The organism is Roseobacter sp. HKCCD6576-2, assembly GCF_013179285.1.
GTDB classification, from domain to species: Bacteria; Pseudomonadota; Alphaproteobacteria; order Rhodobacterales; family Rhodobacteraceae; genus Rhodophyticola; species Rhodophyticola oceani.
This window is the reverse complement of sequence record NZ_WVNW01000005.1, coordinates 62,174-82,878: the sequence shown is the minus strand read 5'-3', so window position 1 is coordinate 82,878 and position 20,705 is coordinate 62,174. Positions and strand designations below refer to the sequence as shown.

General features: G+C 61.4%; 21 protein-coding genes and 1 tRNA gene. 9 read left to right on the top strand and 13 right to left on the bottom strand.

The window, feature by feature from the left end; translation table 11 throughout:
- Positions 1 to 280: 280 nt before the first annotated feature.
- Both GTF44_RS16915 and ychF read right to left on the bottom strand, forming a co-directional pair.
- A tRNA-Ser gene (locus tag GTF44_RS16915) sits at positions 281 to 370 on the bottom strand.
- Between the two features lie 238 nt (positions 371 to 608).
- Positions 609 to 1,706, bottom strand: a complete 1,098-nt coding sequence (gene ychF, locus GTF44_RS16910; RefSeq protein WP_171561292.1) for a redox-regulated ATPase YchF — start codon at positions 1,704 to 1,706, stop codon at positions 609 to 611.
- A gap of 203 nt (positions 1,707 to 1,909) precedes the next feature.
- Between ychF and GTF44_RS16905 the strand changes: the two genes are divergently transcribed.
- From GTF44_RS16905 to GTF44_RS16890, 4 genes are all read left to right on the top strand, one after another.
- On the top strand, positions 1,910 to 3,259 hold the full coding sequence (locus GTF44_RS16905; RefSeq protein WP_171561291.1) for an MATE family efflux transporter: 1,350 nt from the start codon (positions 1,910 to 1,912) through the stop codon (positions 3,257 to 3,259).
- Positions 3,260 to 3,311: 52 nt separating this feature from the next.
- Complete coding sequence (locus GTF44_RS16900; protein WP_216365106.1) at positions 3,312 to 3,725, top strand: VOC family protein; 414 nt, start codon at positions 3,312 to 3,314, stop codon at positions 3,723 to 3,725.
- 113 nt (positions 3,726 to 3,838) lie between these two features.
- Entirely contained in the window at positions 3,839 to 4,630 is a 792-nt protein-coding gene (gene trpA / locus GTF44_RS16895) for a tryptophan synthase subunit alpha (RefSeq protein ID WP_171561290.1), read from the top strand.
- Between the two features lie 88 nt (positions 4,631 to 4,718).
- Positions 4,719 to 5,882 (top strand): alpha-hydroxy acid oxidase, encoded by a 1,164-nt coding sequence (locus tag GTF44_RS16890; RefSeq protein WP_145215482.1) that lies wholly within the window; start codon positions 4,719 to 4,721, stop codon positions 5,880 to 5,882.
- On the opposite strand, the gene GTF44_RS16885 is transcribed toward GTF44_RS16890, so the two are convergent.
- The gene (locus GTF44_RS16885; RefSeq protein ID WP_171561289.1) at positions 5,864 to 7,018 is read right to left on the bottom strand and encodes an MFS transporter; all 1,155 of its coding nucleotides are present in this window, start codon (positions 7,016 to 7,018) and stop codon (positions 5,864 to 5,866) included. The two genes, GTF44_RS16890 and GTF44_RS16885, sit on opposite strands and share 19 nt — an antisense overlap.
- A gap of 149 nt (positions 7,019 to 7,167) precedes the next feature.
- Between GTF44_RS16885 and GTF44_RS16880 the strand changes: the two genes are divergently transcribed.
- Both GTF44_RS16880 and GTF44_RS16875 read left to right on the top strand, forming a co-directional pair.
- On the top strand, positions 7,168 to 7,827 hold the full coding sequence (locus GTF44_RS16880) for a 50S ribosomal protein L25/general stress protein Ctc (RefSeq protein WP_171561287.1): 660 nt from the start codon (positions 7,168 to 7,170) through the stop codon (positions 7,825 to 7,827).
- A 112-nt stretch (positions 7,828 to 7,939) separates the two neighbouring features.
- Positions 7,940 to 9,031 carry an agmatine deiminase family protein gene (locus GTF44_RS16875; RefSeq protein WP_171561285.1) on the top strand — a complete coding sequence of 364 codons (1,092 nt, stop codon included), beginning with the start codon at positions 7,940 to 7,942 and terminating at the stop codon, positions 9,029 to 9,031.
- Here GTF44_RS16875 and GTF44_RS16870 read toward each other — a convergent pair.
- From GTF44_RS16870 to GTF44_RS16840, 7 genes are all read right to left on the bottom strand, one after another.
- Positions 9,028 to 10,137 carry a saccharopine dehydrogenase family protein gene (locus tag GTF44_RS16870; RefSeq protein WP_171561283.1) on the bottom strand — a complete coding sequence of 370 codons (1,110 nt, stop codon included), beginning with the start codon at positions 10,135 to 10,137 and terminating at the stop codon, positions 9,028 to 9,030. The two genes, GTF44_RS16875 and GTF44_RS16870, sit on opposite strands and share 4 nt — an antisense overlap.
- Positions 10,138 to 10,263: 126 nt before the next feature.
- Positions 10,264 to 10,743: an Lrp/AsnC family transcriptional regulator gene (locus GTF44_RS16865; RefSeq protein WP_171561282.1), complete on the bottom strand. Its 480-nt coding sequence runs from the start codon at positions 10,741 to 10,743 to the stop codon at positions 10,264 to 10,266.
- Between the two features lie 192 nt (positions 10,744 to 10,935).
- Positions 10,936 to 11,793: a phosphonate ABC transporter, permease protein PhnE gene (phnE, locus tag GTF44_RS16860; RefSeq protein WP_171561280.1), complete on the bottom strand. Its 858-nt coding sequence runs from the start codon at positions 11,791 to 11,793 to the stop codon at positions 10,936 to 10,938.
- Positions 11,790 to 12,698 carry a phosphonate ABC transporter, permease protein PhnE gene (gene phnE, locus GTF44_RS16855; protein ID WP_145215500.1) on the bottom strand — a complete coding sequence of 303 codons (909 nt, stop codon included), beginning with the start codon at positions 12,696 to 12,698 and terminating at the stop codon, positions 11,790 to 11,792. The genes phnE (GTF44_RS16860) and phnE (GTF44_RS16855) overlap by 4 nt, the downstream gene beginning before the upstream one ends.
- 11 nt (positions 12,699 to 12,709) lie before the next feature.
- Positions 12,710 to 13,525 (bottom strand): phosphonate ABC transporter ATP-binding protein, encoded by an 816-nt coding sequence (gene phnC, locus GTF44_RS16850; protein WP_171561278.1) that lies wholly within the window; start codon positions 13,523 to 13,525, stop codon positions 12,710 to 12,712.
- Positions 13,526 to 13,658: 133 nt separating this feature from the next.
- The gene (gene phnD / locus GTF44_RS16845) at positions 13,659 to 14,588 is read right to left on the bottom strand and encodes a phosphonate ABC transporter substrate-binding protein (protein ID WP_171561276.1); all 930 of its coding nucleotides are present in this window, start codon (positions 14,586 to 14,588) and stop codon (positions 13,659 to 13,661) included.
- 219 nt (positions 14,589 to 14,807) lie between these two features.
- Positions 14,808 to 15,431 carry a DapH/DapD/GlmU-related protein gene (locus tag GTF44_RS16840; protein WP_171561275.1) on the bottom strand — a complete coding sequence of 208 codons (624 nt, stop codon included), beginning with the start codon at positions 15,429 to 15,431 and terminating at the stop codon, positions 14,808 to 14,810.
- A 189-nt stretch (positions 15,432 to 15,620) separates the two neighbouring features.
- Between GTF44_RS16840 and GTF44_RS16835 the strand changes: the two genes are divergently transcribed.
- Positions 15,621 to 16,775 carry an alpha-D-ribose 1-methylphosphonate 5-triphosphate diphosphatase gene (locus GTF44_RS16835; RefSeq protein WP_171561273.1) on the top strand — a complete coding sequence of 385 codons (1,155 nt, stop codon included), beginning with the start codon at positions 15,621 to 15,623 and terminating at the stop codon, positions 16,773 to 16,775.
- Between the two features lie 14 nt (positions 16,776 to 16,789).
- Positions 16,790 to 17,623, top strand: a complete 834-nt coding sequence (locus GTF44_RS16830) for a sugar phosphate isomerase/epimerase (protein WP_171561271.1) — start codon at positions 16,790 to 16,792, stop codon at positions 17,621 to 17,623.
- 1 nt (position 17,624) lies between these two features.
- On the opposite strand, the gene GTF44_RS16825 is transcribed toward GTF44_RS16830, so the two are convergent.
- On the bottom strand, positions 17,625 to 18,770 hold the full coding sequence (locus GTF44_RS16825) for an alpha-D-ribose 1-methylphosphonate 5-triphosphate diphosphatase (protein ID WP_171561269.1): 1,146 nt from the start codon (positions 18,768 to 18,770) through the stop codon (positions 17,625 to 17,627).
- A gap of 38 nt (positions 18,771 to 18,808) precedes the next feature.
- Between GTF44_RS16825 and GTF44_RS16820 the strand changes: the two genes are divergently transcribed.
- The gene (locus tag GTF44_RS16820; protein ID WP_171561267.1) at positions 18,809 to 19,495 is read left to right on the top strand and encodes a DUF1045 domain-containing protein; all 687 of its coding nucleotides are present in this window, start codon (positions 18,809 to 18,811) and stop codon (positions 19,493 to 19,495) included.
- Here the strand turns inward: GTF44_RS16820 and phnN are convergent.
- Both phnN and phnL read right to left on the bottom strand, forming a co-directional pair.
- Positions 19,477 to 20,022 carry a phosphonate metabolism protein/1,5-bisphosphokinase (PRPP-forming) PhnN gene (phnN, locus tag GTF44_RS16815; protein WP_171561266.1) on the bottom strand — a complete coding sequence of 182 codons (546 nt, stop codon included), beginning with the start codon at positions 20,020 to 20,022 and terminating at the stop codon, positions 19,477 to 19,479. The two genes, GTF44_RS16820 and phnN, sit on opposite strands and share 19 nt — an antisense overlap.
- A complete protein-coding gene (gene phnL, locus GTF44_RS16810; RefSeq protein WP_171561264.1) occupies positions 20,019 to 20,702 on the bottom strand; it encodes a phosphonate C-P lyase system protein PhnL in 684 nt (227 codons plus the stop codon). The genes phnN and phnL overlap by 4 nt, the downstream gene beginning before the upstream one ends.
- Positions 20,703 to 20,705 lie beyond the last annotated feature (3 nt).

Genomic DNA, 20,705 nt, shown 5'->3' with positions numbered 1-20,705 from the left:
AACGCAGCTGCGTCGACCATCGCTTGAGTCTAATCGCCTCAGCTTCAGTAATCTGTTTTGTGTGGGCTGTTTTCGGTGGTCCGGATGCGATCGGACCACTTTAGCTCAGTGCGCCCGCCATATTCAGAAGCTTGGATTCTGACAGTTCTGGTCTCGCGATGACCCGCTCGCGTGTAACCAGCCATGGTTATGGTGGCCATCCTTGCCCACACTGAACCAGGCACGGATTTCGGCCTTCTCGAAAGCTGTTGTCGTTTTATATCAGAATTTTAGCCGTAAATGGCGGAGACGAAGGGATTCGAACCCTCGAGACCCTTCCGGGCCTACTCCCTTAGCAGGGGAGCGCCTTCGACCACTCGGCCACGTCTCCGTCGACCCGTTTAGTGGGTCCAGGGGCGGGTCACAAGATCAAATACGAAGACGTTCTCCGCCTTGGGCAATTAGATTGATGGGTGGCGTCGGCTTAGGGCCCAATGCGATACAACCTAAGCGCTGATCTATCTGGCTGAATAGGGCTGGCAACACTACCTGCGCAACGTGCTGACCGATACTGATCAATTTGTGTGGCCCCGGCGCTAACTTACCTGACTAGATCCTGTGCGCACCGTCTAAGTGTTGAACAGGAAATGCAGCACGTCGCCGTCTTTGACGGTGTAGCCCTTGCCTTCCGCCCGCATTTTGCCGGCGTCTTTCGCCGGTTGTTCACCTCCGAGTGTTACGAAGTCCTCATACGCAATTGTCTCGGCGCGGATGAAGCCTTTCTCGAAATCGCCATGGATCACGCCCGCGGCTTTTGGTGCCGTGGTGCCCGCGGTGATGGTCCAGGCGCGGGCCTCTTTGGGGCCGACGGTGAAATAGGTCTCGAGGTCCAAAAGCGCGTAACCGGCGCGGATCAGCCGGTCGAGCCCGGCTTCCTCCAGTCCCATTTCGCTCAGGAACATCTCGGCCTCGTCGGCGTCGAGCTGGCTGATCTCCTCCTCGATCTGGGCGGAGATTACCACATGCGCCGCGCCTTGCTCGGCGGCCATTTCCGCCACGCGGGCCGATTGGGCATTGCCCTCAGCGGCGGCATCTTCCTCGACATTACAAACATAGAGGATCGGCTTGGTGGTCAGAAGTTGCAGCATCTCCCAGGCCTTGGCGTCTTCGGCATCAACCTCGACCATCCGTGCGGGTTTGCCGTCTTCCAGCATCGCCAAAGCGGCTTTCAGCAGGCGCTCCTGCTGAACCGCTTCCTTATCGCCCCCACGAACCTTCCGTACGATGTTCTGCATCCGCTTCTCGATGCTTTCCATATCGGCCAGCATCAACTCGGTCTCGATGGTCTCGGCATCGGCAATCGGGTCAATCCGACCATCCACATGGGTCACATCGCCATCTTCGAAACAGCGGAGCACATGGGCGATGGCATCGACTTCGCGAATATTGGCCAGAAACTGGTTGCCCAAGCCTTCGCCCTTCGACGCGCCTTTCACCAGACCGGCGATATCGACAAAGGTGATCCGAGTCGGAATGATCTGCTTCGAGCCTGCAATCGCGGCCAGCTGGTCGAGCCGCGTGTCCGGCACCGCCACATCGCCGACATTGGGCTCAATCGTGCAGAACGGGAAATTCGCCGCTTGCGCCGCCGCCGTCCGGGTCAGTGCATTAAACAGCGTGGATTTGCCCACATTCGGCAATCCAACAATGCCCATTTTAAAACCCATGACCGGCCCCGTGTTTTGCAAGTGAATATCGCCGCGCATCTAGTTTGGCAGGAGCCTGCCCGTCAAGCCGATCGCGATCTTGACTCGGGCCTTTCCCAAGGTAGTGTCGCGCGCGCAGGCCCCTTTGGGCTGCCCTCGCGTGGCTGAGGAGACGCCGTTTCGCGCAAACCGGGCGCCCGCCGGGTGCGCAGCAAGTCAGACCCATGTCGGTTATCGAGCAAACCAAACCCGGCCCCGTGCCGTCGGATGGTGGCACCCGTGCTGAGGTGATGCCGCTTATCCGGCTGTCGATGCCGCTGATGATCGCCTTCGCGGCGGCCACGCTGATTGGCGTGGTCGATACGGTCATGATTGCCCCATTGGGCACCGTGCCGCTGGCCGCCGCCGGGATCACCACCGCGTTTCTGATCATCATGATCTCGGCCCTTTGGGGTCTTGTGACCGTGATTGGGGTGGAGATTGCGCAGGCCCATGGCGCGGATGACGCCAAAGAAGTGTCCGCACATCTGCGCAACGGTCTGGCACTCTGTGCTATTGGCGCGGCCGGGGCTGGAGCGTTGATGCTCGTCGCGTTCCCGTTTCTGACCTGGCTCAACCAGCCGCCGGAAGTGTTGGCGATCCTCTTGCCCTATTGGATCAGCATGGCGATTTGGCTGGTGCCGATCCTAATGTTCTTCGCCTTCAAGACGCTTTTCGACACGGTTGGGCGGCCTTGGACCGGTGTTGCGATCTCCTATCTCGGCGTGGTGGTGAACGTTCCGCTGAACTACGGGCTGATCCATGAGGTTGGTATGGGGCTGGTGGGCGCGGGTATTGCCAGTGTGTTGTCCAGCCTCGCATCGCTTGTCGTTGCCTGGATGTTCTGGCGCCGCTCGCCAGATCTTGCGGCCTATCGTCAGGTGGTGCCAGTCACTTGGGCGCGGATCAAATCGCTTTACCGCGAGGGCCTGCCGATCTGTATCGGCTATGCGGGCGAGGGCGGGGCTTACGCCTTTCTCGGTATCATGCTCGGCTGGTTTGGCGCGGTTGAACTGGCCGCGAACCAGGTGGTGAATGCCATTGGCGGCGTGTTTTATGTGATCCCGCTTGGCATGGCGAGCGCGGTGTCGATCCGGATCGGCTTCGCCGTCGGCAGGTCGGAACGCGCCCGGTTGCGTCCGATCCTGAGCGCGGCGCTCTGGATCATCACTTTGTGGATGCTTGCCATCACAGCGCTCTATATCTTCGGGGGGCGCGCCATGTCCGAAGCGCTGACGGAGGATCAGGCCGTCGTGGACCTCGCCGTGGGCCTCTTCATTGTGGCGGCCCTGGTGCAGGTGGCCGATGGGATACAGTCTAGCACGCTTGGCGCGCTCAGGGGCATGTCGGATAACCGCGTGCCGACCGCGATGACGCTGATCAGCTATTGGCCGCTGGCGCTGCCCGCCGCCTATGTGATCGGCTTCCCGATGGGTTATGGCGCGATCGGGGTTTGGGCGGGCTATGGCACCGGTATCGGATTGGTGGCGGTCTTGCTCTCCGTCCGCTTCTGGCGACAAACCGCGCCGCGTTGATCGCAAATGTGCTAGAACAGCACCATTCGAAACGCGTGCGAAGAGGCCCATTATGACCCCGATTCCCTATCTGACCTTCCAGGGCACCTGCCGGGAGGCGATGACATTCTATGCCGACGTCTTTGGCGGCGAGATCGATATGATGATGAAACCGGGCGATGCGCCCGATTTCGAGGTGCCGCACGGTAAAGAAGACTGGGTCATGCATACCGGCCTGCAATTCGAGGGCGGCGGCGCGATTTTCGCCTCCGACGATATGTTCGGCGATGCAGAAGCGATGCAGGGCAGTTCGATCCATATGGCCTTTCCGACCGCCGAAGAGGGCCGCGTGGCCTTCGAGAAGCTGGCGGAGGGCGGTGAAGTTAGGATGCCTTATGGCGAGACCTTCTGGACACCCGGCTTTGGAACACTGCGGGATCGCTTCGGGATCAACTGGATGATCTCCACCAACGAACACATCTCCTGACCGCGCCGAATTTATCGCGATACCCGGACGGAAGGCGCCTGTTTCCCGGTGCCCATTGATTTCCTGCGCCACATGGCCCAAACCCGCGCGAGGACATCGCTGAGGGACGGCCCATGACCAGGATCGACGACACATTTGCGCGGCTCAATGCAGAGGGCAAGAAAGCCTTTGTGGCCTATGTGATGGCGGGCGATCCGAATTATGAGACATCGCTTGAGGTCGTGAAGGGCCTGCCAAGCGCAGGTGTGGATATCATCGAACTGGGCTTGCCTTTCACCGACCCGATGGCCGATGGACCGACGATCCAACTGGCCGGGCAACGCGCGCTGGAGGCCGGGCAGACGCTTGAAAAGACCCTGCAAATGGCGCGCGAACTGCGTAAAGAGGATGACAGGACGCCAATTGTGATGATGGGCTATTACAACCCGATCTATAATCGCGGTGTTGATCAGTTTCTGGCCGATGCAAAAGCGGCGGGGATTGATGGGCTTATCGTGGTCGATTTGCCGCCAGAAGAGGATGATGAGCTTTGCATCCCGGCGCAGAAGGCGGGGTTGAACTTCATCCGCCTGGCCACGCCGACCACCGATGATGCGCGCTTGCCCAAAGTCCTGCAAAACACCTCGGGCTTTGTTTATTACGTGTCGATCACCGGCATCACCGGCGCAGCCGACGCGCAAGCGGGCGATGTCGGCCCAGAGGTCGCTCGGATCAAGGCGCAGACCGATCTACCGGTGATTGTTGGCTTTGGGATCAAGACGCCTGAGGCGTCGGAGTCCATCGCCAGCGTAGCCGATGGTGCGGTTGTGGGCTCGGCAATTGTGTCTGAGATTGCGGCGGGAAAACCCGTGTCTGAGGTCCTTGATTTCGTCAAATCCCTCGCGGACGGCGCGCATCGGGCCTAGCGCAACGGGCGGTATCACTTCGCCGCATTGCCTAAAATCCAGCGCATTGGTAACCCTTCTTGACCAATACGTGCCGGAAGGGGAGCCGATGCCCGTTATTACCGAGATCGAAGACCTGCGCCGCCTGCATGAGCGCCGCACGCCGCGGATGTTCTACGATTATGCGGAATCCGGCAGTTGGACCGAGCAGACCTTCCGCGAGAACAGCTCCGATTTCGATCTGATCCGGCTGCGCCAGCGCATCGCGGTGGATATGGCGGGACGCTCTACCGCCAGCCAGATGATTGGTGAGGATGTCTCCATGCCGGTGGGTCTCGCACCAGTCGGACTGACGGGGATGCAATGCGCCGATGGTGAGATCAAAGCGGCCCGCGCGGCGGAGAAATTTGGCGTGCCGTTTTGCCTCTCCACCATGTCGATCTGTTCCATCGAAGACGTTGCGGCGCATACGTCGAAACCGTTCTGGTTCCAAGTTTACACGTTGAAAGACGACGAGTTCATGCAGCGCCTGTTTGATCGGGCGCGGGCGGCGAACTGTTCCGCCATTGTCATCACGGTCGATCTGCAGATCATGGGGCAGCGCCACAAGGATCTGAAAAATGGCCTCTCCGCCCCGCCAAAATTCACCGTCAAAAGCATGGCCAATCTGGCCACGAAAGTCCCTTGGGGTCTGGAAATGCTTGGCACCAAGCGCCGCTTTTTCGGCAATATCGTGGGCCACGCAAAGGGGGTGAGCGATCCATCCTCACTGGCCTCCTGGACGGCCGAAGCCTTCGACCCCTCGCTCGACTGGGAACGGATCAAACAGTTCCGCAAGATGTGGGGCGGCAAGGTGATCCTGAAAGGGATTTTGGATGTTGAGGACGCGATCAAGGCCGCAGAGGTCGGGGCCGATGCGATTGTTGTGTCGAACCATGGCGGGCGGCAATTGGATGGCGCGCTCAGTTCGATCAAGATGCTGGAGCCGATTGTGGAGGCCGTAGGTGACAAAGTCGAAATCCACCTCGATAGCGGTATCCGTTCAGGCCAAGACGTGTTGAAGGCGCTCGCGATGGGGGCCAAGGGCACTTATATCGGGCGGGCCTTTGTGAATGGTCTTGGGGCCATGGGGGAGGCGGGCGTGACCAAAGCGCTGGAGATCATCCATAAAGAACTGGACGTGACCATGGCGCTTTGCGGCGAGCGGGATGTGGCCAATCTGGGCAAACATGATCTGCTTGTGCCCAAGGATTTTCACGGCGATTGGGCGTGACGCGCCTGCCGTGAGCGCAGCAATAGCGCGAGGATCGGCGCGATCAAGGCCAGCCCGCCCACCACGGCAAACGCTACGCGGAGCCCATAGGCGTCGGACACTTGCCCCATCACGATCGGCGCCAACAGGAAGGCGGCGAAGCCCATCACATTGACCCAAGCGACGGCCGATGTGCGATGCGCGGGGGGCACCAGACGGCCCACAAGCGCCAAGGCCATCGGCCCCACAACTGAGACGCCAAGCCCAATGATGCCGAAGCCGATATAGGCCAGGAGCGGCCCGCCCGCGATGGCGGCCAGAAACGCGCCGGTGCAGGCCATGACGGCACCAAGCGTGATGATCGAGACATCGTCGAAGCGACCGGTGATGGCTTGACCTGAAAACCGCCCAAGCGCCATGGTCAGCCCCAGGATTGCTGGCCCGAAAGCGCCCTCCGCCGCGCGGCCGTCAAGGGTGCGCTCGATATGAAGCGCGGACCAGCTTTCCACCACGGCCTCGACAAAGAACGCCGTCAAAACGATCCCGCCGCACAGCAGCACAATCGCCCAGGGCAGACGCACCGCTCTCCGCTCGGCCTCGGAAACCTGTGTCACTTCGGTCCGCATGCCAAGGCTCAGAAGCGCCACCACCAGCGCCAGGGCAGTGAAAATCGCGGCGGCGGAAAACCCGGCCTCGCGGGCCAGGCCGGTTGCCATGGCGCTGAGCGCATAGGCGATGGAGAACATGCCATGATTGGCATTCATCAAAGAGCGATTGTGCCGCGCCTCCAGTTCCGAGACCCGCGCGTTGGAGACGATATCGAGAAGCCCCGACCCAAGGCCCAGACCGACCATTGCCAACAGAAATACGGTCGCCGTCCCCGCCAGGCCGGGCACCAAATAGGCGACCGCAACGACCAGCGTTGCCATTGGAAGTGAGAATGCGCCCATGCGGCGGTCGAATATCGGCGCCAGCCAGAGCGTTGCCAGAAGCCCGATCGGGCTGCCTAAAAGCAAAAGTCCGAAGAGCGCATCATCCGCCCCGATCTGTGCCTTTAGCACGGGCACCAAGGCGGCAAAGCTGCCCCATAACAACCCCATCGCCACGAACCCAAGCGCGGCGCGACGAGACAGGTGGAGGGCGGTCAGAACAGACATAAAATCGCGCATGACACGGGCCGCGAAACGGCACAAGCCGTCAAATGGAGAATCACCTTTTCAAATCTGGCGATCTGCCCTATACGCACGGCTTCTCGCGGCCCGACACCCTTGGAGGCAGCCGCAGTTTACATTGATGGAGAATAGCAATGGCTGGTGAGATTCCTGATCTCGAAGCCGAGGCACGGACGGGGACAGGCAAGGGGGCCGCTCGTCAAGCACGCCGTGAAGGCAAAGTGCCCGGTATCGTTTATGGTGGTGGCGTAGATCCGCTGCCAATCAACATCCCCTTTAACGTTCTGCTGAAGCGGCTGAAGCAAGGCCGGTTCCTCTCGACGCTCTTCAACATGAAGGTCGAGGGCCAGGACGATGTGCGCGTGATCTGCCGGAACGTGCAGCGCGATGTGGTCAAAGACCTGCCGACGCATGTGGATTTCATGCGCCTGCGCCGCAACACGCGGATCAACCTCTTCATTCCTGTTGAGTTCATCAACGAGGATGAGGCGCCCGGCCTGAAGCGCGGTGGCGTGTTGACCGTTGTGCGTCCCGAAGTGGAACTGATGGTCACTGCAGGCGATATCCCCGAGAAGCTGGTGGTCGATTTGGCCGGTCTGAACGTGGGCGACACGATCACGATCAGCGCGATCAGCTTGCCGGAAGGCACGCGGCCGATCATCGACCGTGATTTCGTGATTGCCAACCTGACGGCACCGTCCAGCTTGGTCTCCGCCGACAATGCCGATGAGGGCGAGGCCACCGAGGCCGAAGCCGGCGAAGAGGCGACCGAAGAGGCAAACGAAGAGGCGTAAGCCACACGCCCGAAAGACAATTGAGACGCCGCGCGAACCCTGCTTCGCGCGGCGTTTTTCTTTGACAGGCTGGCCGCACCTTGGCGAGATGGGCCGCGGAGAGGGAGGCGTCATGCAGCGACGGGTGTTTTTGGCAAGCGGTGTCGCGGCGGGTCTCCTCGGGCGGTATGCATTGGGGGATGAGGTTGTGCGGGCAAATGGGTTCTGGATGCCAGAAGAGGCCGAGCCGCATCAGCGCAGTTTCATGCAATGGCCGGTGAACCGCGAGGTACATCCCGATCGGGTTTTCCTTGAGATGCTGCAACAATCGATCGCGGATATCGCCAACGCGATCGCCGATTTTGAGCCGGTGGTGATGTTGATGGAGGCCCGGTTCGCGCCGCAGGCGCGCCGGATGCTGTCCGACGCCGTGGAGATTTGGGATATCCCAACCGATGATCTCTGGTGCCGCGATTCCGGGCCGGTGTTTCTACGCAATGCGGCGGGCGACCTCGCTGTGGCTCAGCTGAATTTCAACGGGTGGGGCGGGAAACAGACTCATGCGCATGATGGCGAGATCGCCGCGCGAGTCGCGGATCGGCTCGGTTTGCCGTTGATTGAGAGCGGTGTCGTGGGGGAAGCGGGCGGGCTGGAAAGCGACGGCGATGGCACTTTGATCGCGCATGAAAGCTCCTGGGTGATCGATAACCGGAACCCAGGGTTGAGCCGAGAGGAGATCGAGGCGCGGCTCTTATCGGTTCTGGGCGCGCGTAAAATGATCTGGGCACCTGGCGTCGTGGGGGCGGATATCACCGATTACCACATCGACTCGCTTGCGCGATTTTCCGAGCCGGGCAAGGTGGTGATCCAGATGCCGGAGGCCCCGCGGCGGGGGGACCCGTGGTCTCGTGCAGCATTTGAAACCTATGACATCCTCGCCGCTGCGACCGATGCAGAGGGGCGCCCGTTGGAGATGGTCGTGATCCCGGAGCCTTGGGATACGCGTGTGACCTCGGATGATTTTGTCGCCTCTTACGTGAACTATTATGTGTGCAACGGCGCGGTGATTGCGGCGCAGTTTGGCGATGCAGAAACCGACGCCGAAGCGGAGGCGACCCTCGCGCGGCTCTATCCTGGGCGCGAGATCGTTATGCTGGAGGTTGATCCGGTGGGCGAGGTGGGTGGCGGCATCCATTGCGCGACGCAACAGATGCCAGCGGTTTAAGCGGCGGTATCCAAAGCGGTCACCGTGCCCGGCCCGTAAAGCGCGCCGAACTCGGTGCTGAGAAAATCCGACAGCCCCACCTGTTCTTGGCCAACAAATCCGGCCCGAGGCAAGCGGCCTTGCCGCATCAGATCGACGACGGCGGTGACACCGGCGGCGGTGGTCACTTGAATGGCGCTCCAGGTCTTGCCAGCGATCTCTCGGGCGGTGGATTTGTTGATATAAGAGCGTTCGGTGAACACCCCGTCGCGGATGCCGGTTGCCGTGCAATAGACCAAGACCATGTCTTGTTTGGTCCGGGGCAGGGCGGTTTCGAAGACTTCTTTTAGAAGGTCGCGGCGGCGCGCGAGGCCCAGATCATCCAGAAGCAGCTTGATGATATCGCGATGGCCTGGGTAGCGGATCGTCCGATAGGACACCCGCCGCGCCTTGCCCGCAAGGCTTTCCGACAGGGTGCCGAGTCCGCCCGAGGTGTTGAAACACTCGTATTCAACACCATCATGGCCAATGATTTCCAGGTCTTCCAGCGGTGCAAGCTTGACCGGCTGCCCGTCAAGCAGGGCGTCACAAGGATTGAGATATTCGTTAATCAGCCCATCGGTGGACCAGGTGAGATTGTATTTCAGCGCGTTGGTTGGATAGAGCGGCAAGGCACCCACGCGGAGTGACAGCGTGTCGAGCTCATCGAATTGTGCGGCCAGATCGGCGCCCGCGATCCCAACAAAGCCGGGGGCCAAGCCACATTGCGGCATGAAGGCTGTGTTTGCGCCCTCGGCCAAGCCGCGCACGGCGTCGGTCGCGGCCACGTCTTCGGTCAGATCGAAGTAGTGCGCGCCTGCGGCTTTGGCGGCAGTCGCAATCGCAGGCGTCAGGAAGAACGGCGCCGCGCTGATCACCGCGTCGCAGCCGGTGAGCGCTTGCGTCAGGGCCGGGGCATCGGTGACATCGGCTTGCAGAACTTGAACGCCAGGCGTTCCGATTTGGGCCAGGCTCTCTGTGTCGTGATCAATGACCCGAATGTCATAGTGCGAGGAGGTTTTGAGGAGTGCCGTAATCATGCGCCCAATCTTGCCCGCACCCACAATGCCTACCGTCCAACGCGCCATTGAGCTCTCCTCGTCTTTGTCTGTTCGCTAACCCCAGTTCAGCGCGGAGCCTGTCGGGCGCGTAGAGGGCAAACTGACGAAAATCGAAGAGCGGGCCGACGATTTGTCGGGCGGTTTCACGATATGTCAGGCGATGGCTGCGGATTGTTGTAAAATCCGGGCCGCTGTCTCGCTATAGCGGCGGTCAAACTTCCGGCCGAAGACGACGAAGGTTTTGGTGCGCAGTACACCCGGAATTTCGACAAGTTCGTCAATCAAGAGGTCCAAATCCTCAATCCTGGGGGCCTCTGCAGTGAGGAAGAGATCGAACTCACCATTGATCGACAGGCAGATTTTGATCTCGGGGAAATGGGTGAGCCGGTCGAGGATTTTTCGCGTATCTTGTTGCCTGATCTCCAATAACATCAAGATTTGCACGGTTTCGTCACCAGGGTTCTGTCCCAGAACGACCGAATAGCCGGTGATTGTGCCATCGCGCTCCATTCGGGCGATCCGCTCATGAACCGTGGAACGCGCGACGCCGAGGCGCGCGGCAATCTCAGAGGTCGCGGCGCGGGCGTTGTGCTGAAGTTCCGTGATAATCCGGCGGTCGAGCGCGTCGCGCATGATGCATCCTTTGATAAGGCAATTTGCCGGATCATCGGCAGAATTGAACGCACCGTCAACTGATGCGGAGTGGGCAGCCTAGATTTTGCGCTTCATATGTTGGTCTTGCGTGCAGTTTGCCGGTCTTGGCGACAAACCGAAAATGGCCCGTTCCGATCTTATCGGAACAGGCCATCTCGAAGCAGGGGCGCCTTAGTCCTGCTGCGCGCCAATCGCCCAGGTGCGGACCCGTTTCGACAGCCAATCGATGGCGAAGATCAGGATCAACACGTTCAGCACCACGAAGGCCACTTGGTCATAGAGCGACGCCCGGAACCGCTCGATAATGATCATCCCGATTCCGCCAGCGCCGACGATGCCAAGGATCGTGGCGGAGCGAGTGTTGCTCTCCAGGAAATAGAGCGATTGCGAGATGAAGACCGGCAGAACCTGCGGCAGATACCCATAGCGGATCACCTGGATCGGCCCGGCACCGGTTGATTTCACGCCTTCAACTTGTTTGCGGTCGATATTCTCGATCGCCTCTGAATAGAGCTTGGACAGCGTCCCGAGGTCACTGACGAAAATCGCCAAGACGCCGGCTAGCGGGCCAAGCCCGACCGCGCGCACAAACACCAGACCCCAGACCAGTTGATCAATTCCGCGCAGGATATCGAGGAAGCGCCGCACCAATTGTCGCAAGGGGGCGAAGGTGACGATGTTGCGCGCGGCCAGAAAGCCCACGACAAGCGCGCCCAGGGTGCCCAGAAGCGTGCCGAGAAAGGCCATGGCGAGGGTTTCGGCGATGCCGCGATAGATATTCGCGTATTGCCAGGTTGCCATGTCTTCCCAAACCACGAAGGCGCGGAGTAGCGCCAAGACGCGGTCTGAGGTCTCGAAGAACCGGGCGATGTCGAAAAACCAGAGCGACCAGAGCACATAGGCGATGGCAACAACCCAAAGGCCCCACCGTTTGATCAGCTTGCCCGGCGTGTCGAACACGCCCGGATGGCTCTCCCGAATTGCGGCAATCTCGGCGTCGGAGACGGCAGAAACAGTGGCCAAAGTCATGCGAAATTCTCCCGGCCGATATAGCCCAAACGCAGGCGTTCGCTGAGCAGATCGATCAACGTCACCATCAGAACGACGAGGATCAGCACGGCCAAAACCCGGTCATCGGAATAGAAGCTGATGACGCGGTTGAGTTCCTGGCCGATGCCACCCGCCCCCACAAAGCCGATGATCGAAGAGGCACGGACATTCACCTCGAACCGTAGCAGCGCGTAGCTGACGAAATTCGGCGTGACTTGCGGGACGACGCCATAGGCCATCTTTTGCACCCAGGTGCCGCCGACCGCGGTGATGCCTTCCACGGGGCGCGCGGAGGCGTTTTCATTGACCTCAGCGAAGAGCTTGCCCAACGCGCCCGCCGAGTGAATCGCGATGGCGATGACCCCGGCCAGCGGGCCGATCCCGATCATGAAGACAAAGACCAGGGCCAAAAGAATCTCGGGGATGCCGCGGCAGATTTCCAGGAACCGGCGCGAGATCCAGTAGATCCAGCTATTCGGGGCGAGGTTCGCCGCCGCCGGGAAACTCAGCACGAAGGCCACTGCGGTTCCGATCAACGTGGCGGTGATCGCCATCAGGATCGTCTCCCAGATCAGCGTCACATAGGTCCAGAAATCCGTGTACCAATAGGTGATTGACCCTGCGACGGCGCGGCCATCTTCGGTGCGCCCTTCGAACAGCACCTCCCATTGCAGGTTGGGGATAATGGTGCCGAAATACTCGAAAATCCGCGGGATGCCATTGGCCAGCCGCTCAGGGTAGAATTGGCTGATATAGACTGACAATGCCAAACAGACCAAGAAAGCCGCCAGCATGATCAGGTTCATCGTGCGTTTGGAGGCCTTGAGTTCGGCCCGATGTTTTTCAAAGAGCCCAACGGCCCCGAGTGCGGTTTGATCGCTCATTGTCGCCCCCGTCAGACCAAGGCGTGCGCGGGTTCGGCCGGACGGCGGGCGGCGAGATTGGTGGATGTGGCCCCCTCGTTCAGCGCTTCGTCGGCTTCCGCGCCATAGATATCGCGGGCCATGCCGTGTGTGAGTTGCGCTGGCGTGCCGTCAAATACGACGCGGCCGGCCTGCATGCCGATGATCCGGTCGCAATAGTCGCGGGCGGTGTCGAGCGTGTGCAGGTTGCAGATCACGGTGATCCCGTCCTGCTGGTTGATCGTGCGGAGCGCATCCATCACGACTTTTGCGTTGAGCGGATCCAGCGAGGCGATCGGCTCGTCGGCCAGCAAAATCTTCGGTTCCTGCGCCAAGGCGCGGGCGATGGCGACGCGCTGCTGCTGCCCGCCGGAGAGGGTTTCGGCGCGTTGCAACGCGGTGTGGGCCATGGTCAGCCGGTCGAGCGCTTGAACCGCGAAGGCGCGCTCTTGTGGCGTGTAGACTTGGGCCAATGCGCGCCAACCGGGCAGATCGAAAAGCCGACCGGTCAGAACATTGGTCAACACATCAAGGCGACCGACCAAATTGAACTGCTGGAAAATCATGGCGCAGTCCGAACGCCATTGACGTAAGGCCCGGCCTTTCAACTGCGCAATATCCGTGTCGCCAAAGAGGATTTGCCCTTCCGAAGGGTCGGTGAGCCGGTTCAAGAGGCGCAGCAGGGTCGATTTCCCGGCGCCAGAGCGGCCAATGATGCCCACCATCTGGCCATCTGGGATGTCGAGCGTCACGTTATCAACGGCGGCGGTCTCGCCAAACCGACGGGTCAATTTCTCTAGTTTCAGCATGATTGGGTGCCCCCTGCTGTTGTGGTGGAAGGGCCCTGGCGGTTCCGGCTGTCCCGGTCGGAAATGGCGCGGGCTGACATACAAAAAAGAAGGGCCGGGCAAAGCGCCCGACCCCGGTATCTTTTAGGTCTGCTTAACGGTCGCCCTGAAGCTCACGGCGCATGTTGATGATCGGCTCATAGAACTCATGATTGATCGGCCAATAGCCCATGGATTCGCCATCGTTGATCGCGTCGAAGCAGTCCCGGTCGGAGACCTGAAGCTGCATCATCGCACCCATGACCAAGTCTTTGAGTTCTTGCGGCAGGTCGGAGCGGATCACGCGGGGGCCGTTGGTGATCAGGTTCGATTGCCAGATGATCTGAATCTCCGACATATCGAGCATGTCTTTGTCGACCATCGAGCGCAGGTTGCCGCGGCTATAACCTTCGGCAATGTCGCCAACGCCGGAAGTCCAGGTGACGCCCGCATCATATTGACCGTTCAGAACCGCAACCACGGCTTGTTCATGACCACCGCCAAAGCCGGTTTCGGAGAAAAACTCCTCGAAATTCAGGCCTTCCTCGGCGGCCAACTCGTAAGACGGCACCAGGTAGCCCGAGGTGGAGTTCGGATCGGCGAAGGCGAGGCTGTGGCCTTCCATATCGGCCAGGCTCTCGATGCCGCTATCGGCGCGCGCATACATCACCGAGTAATAGCCGAGCGAGCCGTCGATCTGCATGGTCGTGTAAAGCGGCTCAACCGCGTCGGGGTCTTGCAGCGAGATGCCAGCATAGCCCGAAGATCCCAAGCCTGCGAACTCAAGCTGACCGGCCAGAAGGCCTTGCATGACGCCCGCATAGTCAGAGGCGGGGAAGAGCTCGACCGGCACGCCGAGCCGCTCTTCGAGGTAAGCTTGCTGACACGCGTGCTCCCGCAGACGGTCGGCTTCGTTTTCGCCGCCAAGGATGCCAACGCGGAACACTGGAACTTCGTCGCGCCAATCGGCGTCTTGCGCGAGAGCTGCGGTGGAGGTGAGGGCCGTGGCGCCGATAATGGCGACGCTGAGTGTGGTTTTGAACATGATCTAGTCCCGTCCTGAACGCTTTTGATGTTCAGAGCCAGGGCTGTCCTCTGTTGAGCCCTGGTCCCCAAGATGCACGCCGTGGGGTAGGCTGGGACAGTGACGGTTAGGCGACGAAATTGTTAAACCTTCGTAACCGGCAATTCGACAACTCCGCGGAAACGGACGTAAACCGCTGAGGAGGCCAGAGATTCACGGGTAAGCTGGTTCGTGCGGGGCCTAGCCCGGATGGTATTTCTCAATAAAGGCGTCGATATCGAGCGCTCGGAAATCGGGCAAACCGGCGCGCAATTCATCATGGGTCCAATCCCACCAGGCGATGTCCATCAGCGCTTCGCCCTGTTTTTCGGTAAAACGGCGACGGATTTCGCGGGCCGGAACACCGCCGACAATCGTATAGGGCGGCACATCTTTAGTCACCACAGCGCCCGCGCCGATCACGGCGCCCGTACCTATGGTCACGCCAGCGGTCACCGTCACCCCGTGACCAAGCCAGACGTCATGGCCAAGCGTCACCCAATTCTCCTTACGCCACTCGAAGAACTCCGTGTCATCCTCGCCCAGATCGAAGGCGGCGGCGCGATAGATCGCGTGATGCTGACACACCCGCCATGTCGGGTGATTGCCCGGGTTGATCCGCGCACCATTGGCGATGGAACAGAACTTGCCAATCGTGGTCCAGATCACATGACCATCCTCGGTGATATAGGAGTAATCCCCCATCTCGCTGGCTTTCATTTGCGTCCGGCGCCCAACCTCGGTCCAACGGCCGAGGGAGACATCGGCGGCCACCTCGGCGTCGGGATGAATGCTTGGACGTTCGCTGAGCTGTTTCTGGGCCATGGCGGTCTCGCGGTCTGAGGGATGTTTGGCGCGACCCTAGGCGTGCCTATTGGGGTTCTGAAACCCCTCCGCTGCCGATGTCATGAAACTATCATCAGAGCTGCACCGGCCCGTTACACAAGCACGCTCAAGACAGGGCCAGAATGCGCGTGCCCGCGCTCAATCACCCCCGATAAGGATGCGCATGCGATGTTCGATGCCCCCGCAAACCGCCCGCTTTTGTTGAGCAATGCCACGCTGGTCACGCCCGATGGTCTCGTCGAAGGCGGGGTGATGATCGACGATGGAAAGATCGCCGAGATCGGCGCGACCGTCACGGGCGGGCAAGATCTGACCGGGCAAATCCTCATCCCGGGGATCGTCGATCTCCATACCGATCATGTCGAGGCGCATGTGCATCCCCGGACCTCCGTGCAATGGGCCTTTCTACCAGCGTTGATGGCGCATGATGCGGTGGTCATCTCTGGCGGCACCACAACCGTGTTCGACAGTCTGTCCGTCGGTGCCGCGATGCAGAAGCCGGAGCGCCGGGAAATCCTCGTTCCATTGATCGAAGCGATGGAAGAGGGACAGCGCGCGGGTATGTTCCGGGCGGAGCACATCTTGCATATGCGCTGCGAGATTTCCGACCCCGCCACCTTCGGTCTGGTCGATGCCACCATCGGACGCGAAATCGCGCAACTGATCTCGGTCATGGATCACACGCCCGGCGACCGGCAAAGCCCGGATATCGAGAAATGGTTCTGGCACATGATCCGCGATATGGAGGTCGGCGAAGACGAGGGCCGCGCGCGGATGAAGGAGCTCTTCGAACGCTCCACCCGCTTCGGCCCCGAAGTCCGCGCTCATGTGATCGCCGCCGCCAAGGCGGAGGGTGTGCCGTTGATGACCCATGATGACCGGACTTTGGCGCATGTGGATCAGGCCCAGGCCGAAGGCATCCGCATTTCCGAGTTTCCAACCACCATCGAGGCGGCGCGCCATGCGCGCGGCTTGGGCCAGGCGATTGTGGCCGGTGCGCCGAACTATCTGCGCGGTGGGTCGCAATCGGGCAATGTGGCGGTCAAAAAGCTTCTGGCCGAGGGGCTCGTTGACGTGCTGGCCTCCGACTACATCCCGCGTAGCCCGCTGGATGCGGCCTTTGCCATCGCGGCGGATCCGGACCTGCCCTACGATCTGTCGCAAACCATTGCCATGGTGAGCACCGCCCCCGCCGAGTTGACCGGCCTCACGGACCGTGGGCGGATCGCGGAGGGGTTGCGCGCCGATCTGGTGGCGGTGCGTGTCACGGATGGTCAGCCCGTCGTCACCGCCGCATGGCGCGCCGGGCGGCAGGTCTTTTGAGCGGAGCGACAGCGATGGACCCGCTTCAAATTGGCGCTGCCTTGATGGTGGCCGATCTGCCCCACTATCGCGATTGGTTGATCGACGGGCAGCGCGATCTTGAAATTCAGGACTTCTTTGCAACCGAGCTTCTGCTTGGCGATTGGCAATCGCGTGTGGATCAGGCGAAATCGCTGCTCGACGGGTTCGAGGGGCGGCTTGGCATCCATGGGCCGTTTATCGGCGTGCCAATCGACAATGACGATCCGGAGATCGCGCCGCTTATCACCAAACGGTTCCTGACCGGGCTGGAGATTTGTGCCGCGCTTGGTGCAACGCAGATGGTGGTGCATTCACCCTATACCACCTGGGATTACAATAATTTCAACAACAACCCACGGGTCGGCAACAGCCCCTCGGCGCGGGAGCGGAAGATCGCGCAGGTCCATGCTGTGATGCGCCCGGTGGTGGACCGGGCGGCGGCCCAGGGCGTGACCCTGGTCATAGAGAATATCGAGGATATCGCCCCCGGCGATCGGCTTGAGCTGGCCCAAAGCTTCGGCTCGGACGTCGTGAAGCTCTCAATTGATACCGGCCATGCGCACTACGCCCACGGGTCCACAGGGGCACCGCCCGTCGATTATTTCGTGAGCCAAGCGGGCGCGATGCTGGACCATGTGCATTTGCAGGATGCCGATGGCTATGCCGACCGGCATTGGGCGCCGGGGCAGGGTACGATCAACTGGCATCAGGTGTTCCGTGCTCTGGCCGCGCTTCCCGTTAAGCCGCATCTTGTGCTGGAGCTGCGCCAGGTGACCGATATCCCCGCCGCGATGGCCTATTTGGAAGGCGAAGGGCTTGCTTGCTAGATCAAGCCACGCGCGTGCCATTCGACCAGACACCGTGCAGAACAGGCACATCGCCGACCTGCGCAAAGCGGATCAAATCGGCGCGTTTGCCGGGCGCGATCATGCCGCGATCCATCAGCCCCGCCGCTTTGGCGGGGGCGGAGGTGACCGTCGCCATGGCGCGGGACATATCCCCCCAGAGCGTGCCCAGCTTCATCGCCGCATAAAGCAGCGCGGCGGGGACATAATCCGACGACAGAATGTCCAAGAGGCCTGCCTCAGCGAGGGTTTCAGCGGCCACATTGCCCGAATGCGAGCCGCCTCGGATCAGGTTCGGCGCCCCCATCATCACCGCGATTGCATTCTGGCGGCAGGCGCGGGCGGCCTCCATCGTGGTCGGGAACTCGGCCAAGCGGATGCCATGCGCCGCCGAGACGGCCACGTGATCAACGGTGGTGTCGTCATGGCTGGCCAAAACCGCGCCATAGCGTTGCGCGGCCTCCACCGCGGCGGCCTCATGCGGGGCGCGGACTCTTGCGCCCAATGCCGTCCGCTCAATGACATGGGCTTCAAACGCCTCTTGGCTGATCCCGTGTTTGCCCCGCATATAGGCTTCATATTGGGTGAGATCGGCGAACTGCCGTTGCCCCGGCGTGTGGTCCATCAAGCTGAGAATTCCAACCCGATCATCCGGGCCGAACCCATCCAACTCCTCGATCAAGCTGTGCGAGCAGATCTCAGCCCGCAGGTGCAGATGATGGCTGATCTTCAGCGCGCCCGCTGTGCGCATGGCGAGGATTTCATCGGCCATTTTCCGGGCATACCGCGTCCATCCGGTGCTGATACTCCCTTCCAGCGACCCGACACGGATCGCATCGAACACGGTTGTAATGCCGGTTGCCGCAAGCTCTGCATCATGGGCCACAATCGCCGCATTATGTGGCCAGTCGACACGGGGACGTGGGCGGAGATGCCGCTCAAGATTGTCTGTGTGCAGTTCAATCAGCCCGGGCGCGACGATATCGCCGCCGCAATCGACTGCGCCCTTAGGCACGGCACTGCCCGCGACCACATCTGTGATTTCACCATTCTCGAACCGCAGATGACCGGTCAGGGTCTCTTCGGGCAGAACCAGGGTGGCATTGGCAAGGATCACCGCATCTGGCATGGCGATAGTCTCCGATCAAGTAGGCAAGGGGCAAAACGATGACCGCATTCACCCGTTACGCGATTTATGTATTGCCGCAAGGGGCGCTTTACGATGCGGGGGCGGCCTGGTTGGGTTGGGATGCCGTTTCGGGGCAAGAGGTGGCGCAGCCGATGTTGGACGATTTGCCCAGGCCGGTTGCAGAGTTGACAGCGACGCCCCGCAAATACGGCTTTCACGGCACGATCAAGCCGCCGTTCCGTTTGGCGGAGGGAACCACGCGGGCGGCTCTGGAAGACGCGGCGGCGGCTTTGCTTGCCAGCCTCGCCCCAGTTGAGCTTCCCGGTCTGACCGTGCGGCGCTTGGGCGGGTTTGTGGCGCTGGTGCCCGACGGCCCCGCGCCGGACCTGGCTGCGCTCGCAGGCGCGGTCGTGAAAGGTTTGGACCGCTTCCGTGCGCCGCCGACCGAGGCCGAACTGGCGCGCCGTCGCACATCCGGCCTCAACGCCCGGCAGGAGGCGATGCTGGCCGCCTGGGGCTATCCTTACGTGTTGGAGGAGTTCCGCTTCCACCTGACGCTCAGCGGTCGCTTGCCCGAGGTGGAGGCCGATGCCTTGGCCGCGCGTCTGTCGGATCATCTCGCGCCGGTTCTGGAACGGCCCTACGTGATCGACACTCTGGCCTTGATGGGCGAGGCGGAGGATGGACGGTTTCATCTCATCCACCGCTACACCTTGGCCGGGTAAAGCGCGGCAAGTGCCGTGGCGACGCTGTCGGCGAGTGCGCCGCTATTGTTGATCTGTGTCACGCGAACGCCCTGCGGCATTGGTGGTGCGGTCCGGGCCAGCCGGGCAGCAACATCCGCTGGCGTCTCTCGTCCGCGATCCGCCAAACGCTGCGCCAGAACTTCTGGCGATGCGGTGATCGACAACACATGCACCTCGGCAAACACGCTGGCCGCCGTGCCCAACATGCTGCGGGACAGGTTCGCCAAGGCGTCTTGGCCCGCGCTCAGGCGCGAGGCGACGCCAGATGGGATACCATATGACAGACCATGCGCCTCCCAATGCAGCGCGAAATCGCCGTTGGCGACGCGGGTCTGAAACATCTCTCGGCTGACCGGCTCATAATCTTCGCCGCCGGCTTCGGCGGCGCGGGTGATCACCCGGCGCACCCGATAGAGATCAGGCCGGGCTGCACAAAGCGCCTCCATCACGCTGTCTTTGCCAACGCCCGAGGGGCCAACGACCGCGATGAACCGTCCTTGTGTCATGCGGCCTGCCTTGGGGTGAAGGCGCTGACATCAATCTCCCGATCGGCAATCCGGGCGCGGGCCGGTGCATCATGGAAGATGCCGACAATCGCCGCGCCGCGGGCCTTCGCCTCCTCGATCAGGCTCAGCACCACCGCGCGGTTTTCCGGGTCCAAGCTGGCAGTCGGCTCGTCCAGAAGAAGCGCCGGATAGCCATGGGCAAAGCCGCGCGCGATGTTCACCCGCTGTTGCTCCCCGCCCGAGAAGGTGGTGGGCGAAAGCGACCAGAGCCGTTCGGGGATGTTCAGCCGCGCCAACAAATCCCGGGCACGGTCAAAGGCATCGTGCTCGTCCATGCCAATGGCCAGGCAAGGTTCGGCCACAACCTCCAGCGTTGGCACCCGGGGGACGACGCGGAGGAACTGGCTGACATAGCCAAGCGTCTCACGCCGGAGTGTCAGGATATCGCGCGGCTCGGCTTGCGTCAGGTTAACGCCGCCAATCACCACCCGGCCCGCTTGCGCCAGGTAATTGCCATAGAGGATGCGCATCACGGTGGATTTGCCCGCCCCCGACGCCCCGGTCAGCGCGACGCATTCGCCGGGCGCGACCACAAAGCCAGCGCCCTCCAAAACGGGGATCACCGCGCTGCCCTGATTGTGCAGCGTGAAGCTTTTGCCCAAATCCTGAACCTCGATCATCGT

Coding starts and splice junctions, on each gene's coding strand:
- phnN (WP_171561266.1), bottom strand. CDS start 20,022: ATGACACAAGGACGGTTCATCGCGGTCGTTGGCCCCTCGGGCGTTGGC.
- GTF44_RS16865 (WP_171561282.1), bottom strand. CDS start 10,743: ATGCGCGACGCGCTCGACCGCCGGATTATCACGGAACTTCAGCACAAC.
- phnE (WP_145215500.1), bottom strand. CDS start 12,698: ATGAGCGATCAAACCGCACTCGGGGCCGTTGGGCTCTTTGAAAAACAT.
- phnD (WP_171561276.1), bottom strand. CDS start 14,588: ATGTTCAAAACCACACTCAGCGTCGCCATTATCGGCGCCACGGCCCTC.
- ychF (WP_171561292.1), bottom strand. CDS start 1,706: ATGGGTTTTAAAATGGGCATTGTTGGATTGCCGAATGTGGGCAAATCC.
- GTF44_RS16880 (WP_171561287.1), top strand. CDS start 7,168: ATGGCTGGTGAGATTCCTGATCTCGAAGCCGAGGCACGGACGGGGACA.
- GTF44_RS16870 (WP_171561283.1), bottom strand. CDS start 10,137: ATGGCGCGTTGGACGGTAGGCATTGTGGGTGCGGGCAAGATTGGGCGC.
- GTF44_RS16820 (WP_171561267.1), top strand. CDS start 18,809: ATGACCGCATTCACCCGTTACGCGATTTATGTATTGCCGCAAGGGGCG.
- GTF44_RS16835 (WP_171561273.1), top strand. CDS start 15,621: ATGTTCGATGCCCCCGCAAACCGCCCGCTTTTGTTGAGCAATGCCACG.
- GTF44_RS16875 (WP_171561285.1), top strand. CDS start 7,940: ATGCAGCGACGGGTGTTTTTGGCAAGCGGTGTCGCGGCGGGTCTCCTC.
- GTF44_RS16885 (WP_171561289.1), bottom strand. CDS start 7,018: ATGTCTGTTCTGACCGCCCTCCACCTGTCTCGTCGCGCCGCGCTTGGG.
- GTF44_RS16830 (WP_171561271.1), top strand. CDS start 16,790: ATGGACCCGCTTCAAATTGGCGCTGCCTTGATGGTGGCCGATCTGCCC.
- GTF44_RS16840 (WP_171561275.1), bottom strand. CDS start 15,431: ATGGCCCAGAAACAGCTCAGCGAACGTCCAAGCATTCATCCCGACGCC.
- phnL (WP_171561264.1), bottom strand. CDS start 20,702: ATGATCGAGGTTCAGGATTTGGGCAAAAGCTTCACGCTGCACAATCAG.
- GTF44_RS16905 (WP_171561291.1), top strand. CDS start 1,910: ATGTCGGTTATCGAGCAAACCAAACCCGGCCCCGTGCCGTCGGATGGT.
- phnC (WP_171561278.1), bottom strand. CDS start 13,525: ATGCTGAAACTAGAGAAATTGACCCGTCGGTTTGGCGAGACCGCCGCC.
- GTF44_RS16890 (WP_145215482.1), top strand. CDS start 4,719: ATGCCCGTTATTACCGAGATCGAAGACCTGCGCCGCCTGCATGAGCGC.
- GTF44_RS16825 (WP_171561269.1), bottom strand. CDS start 18,770: ATGCCAGATGCGGTGATCCTTGCCAATGCCACCCTGGTTCTGCCCGAA.
- phnE (WP_171561280.1), bottom strand. CDS start 11,793: ATGACTTTGGCCACTGTTTCTGCCGTCTCCGACGCCGAGATTGCCGCA.
- GTF44_RS16900 (WP_216365106.1), top strand. CDS start 3,312: ATGACCCCGATTCCCTATCTGACCTTCCAGGGCACCTGCCGGGAGGCG.
- trpA (WP_171561290.1), top strand. CDS start 3,839: ATGACCAGGATCGACGACACATTTGCGCGGCTCAATGCAGAGGGCAAG.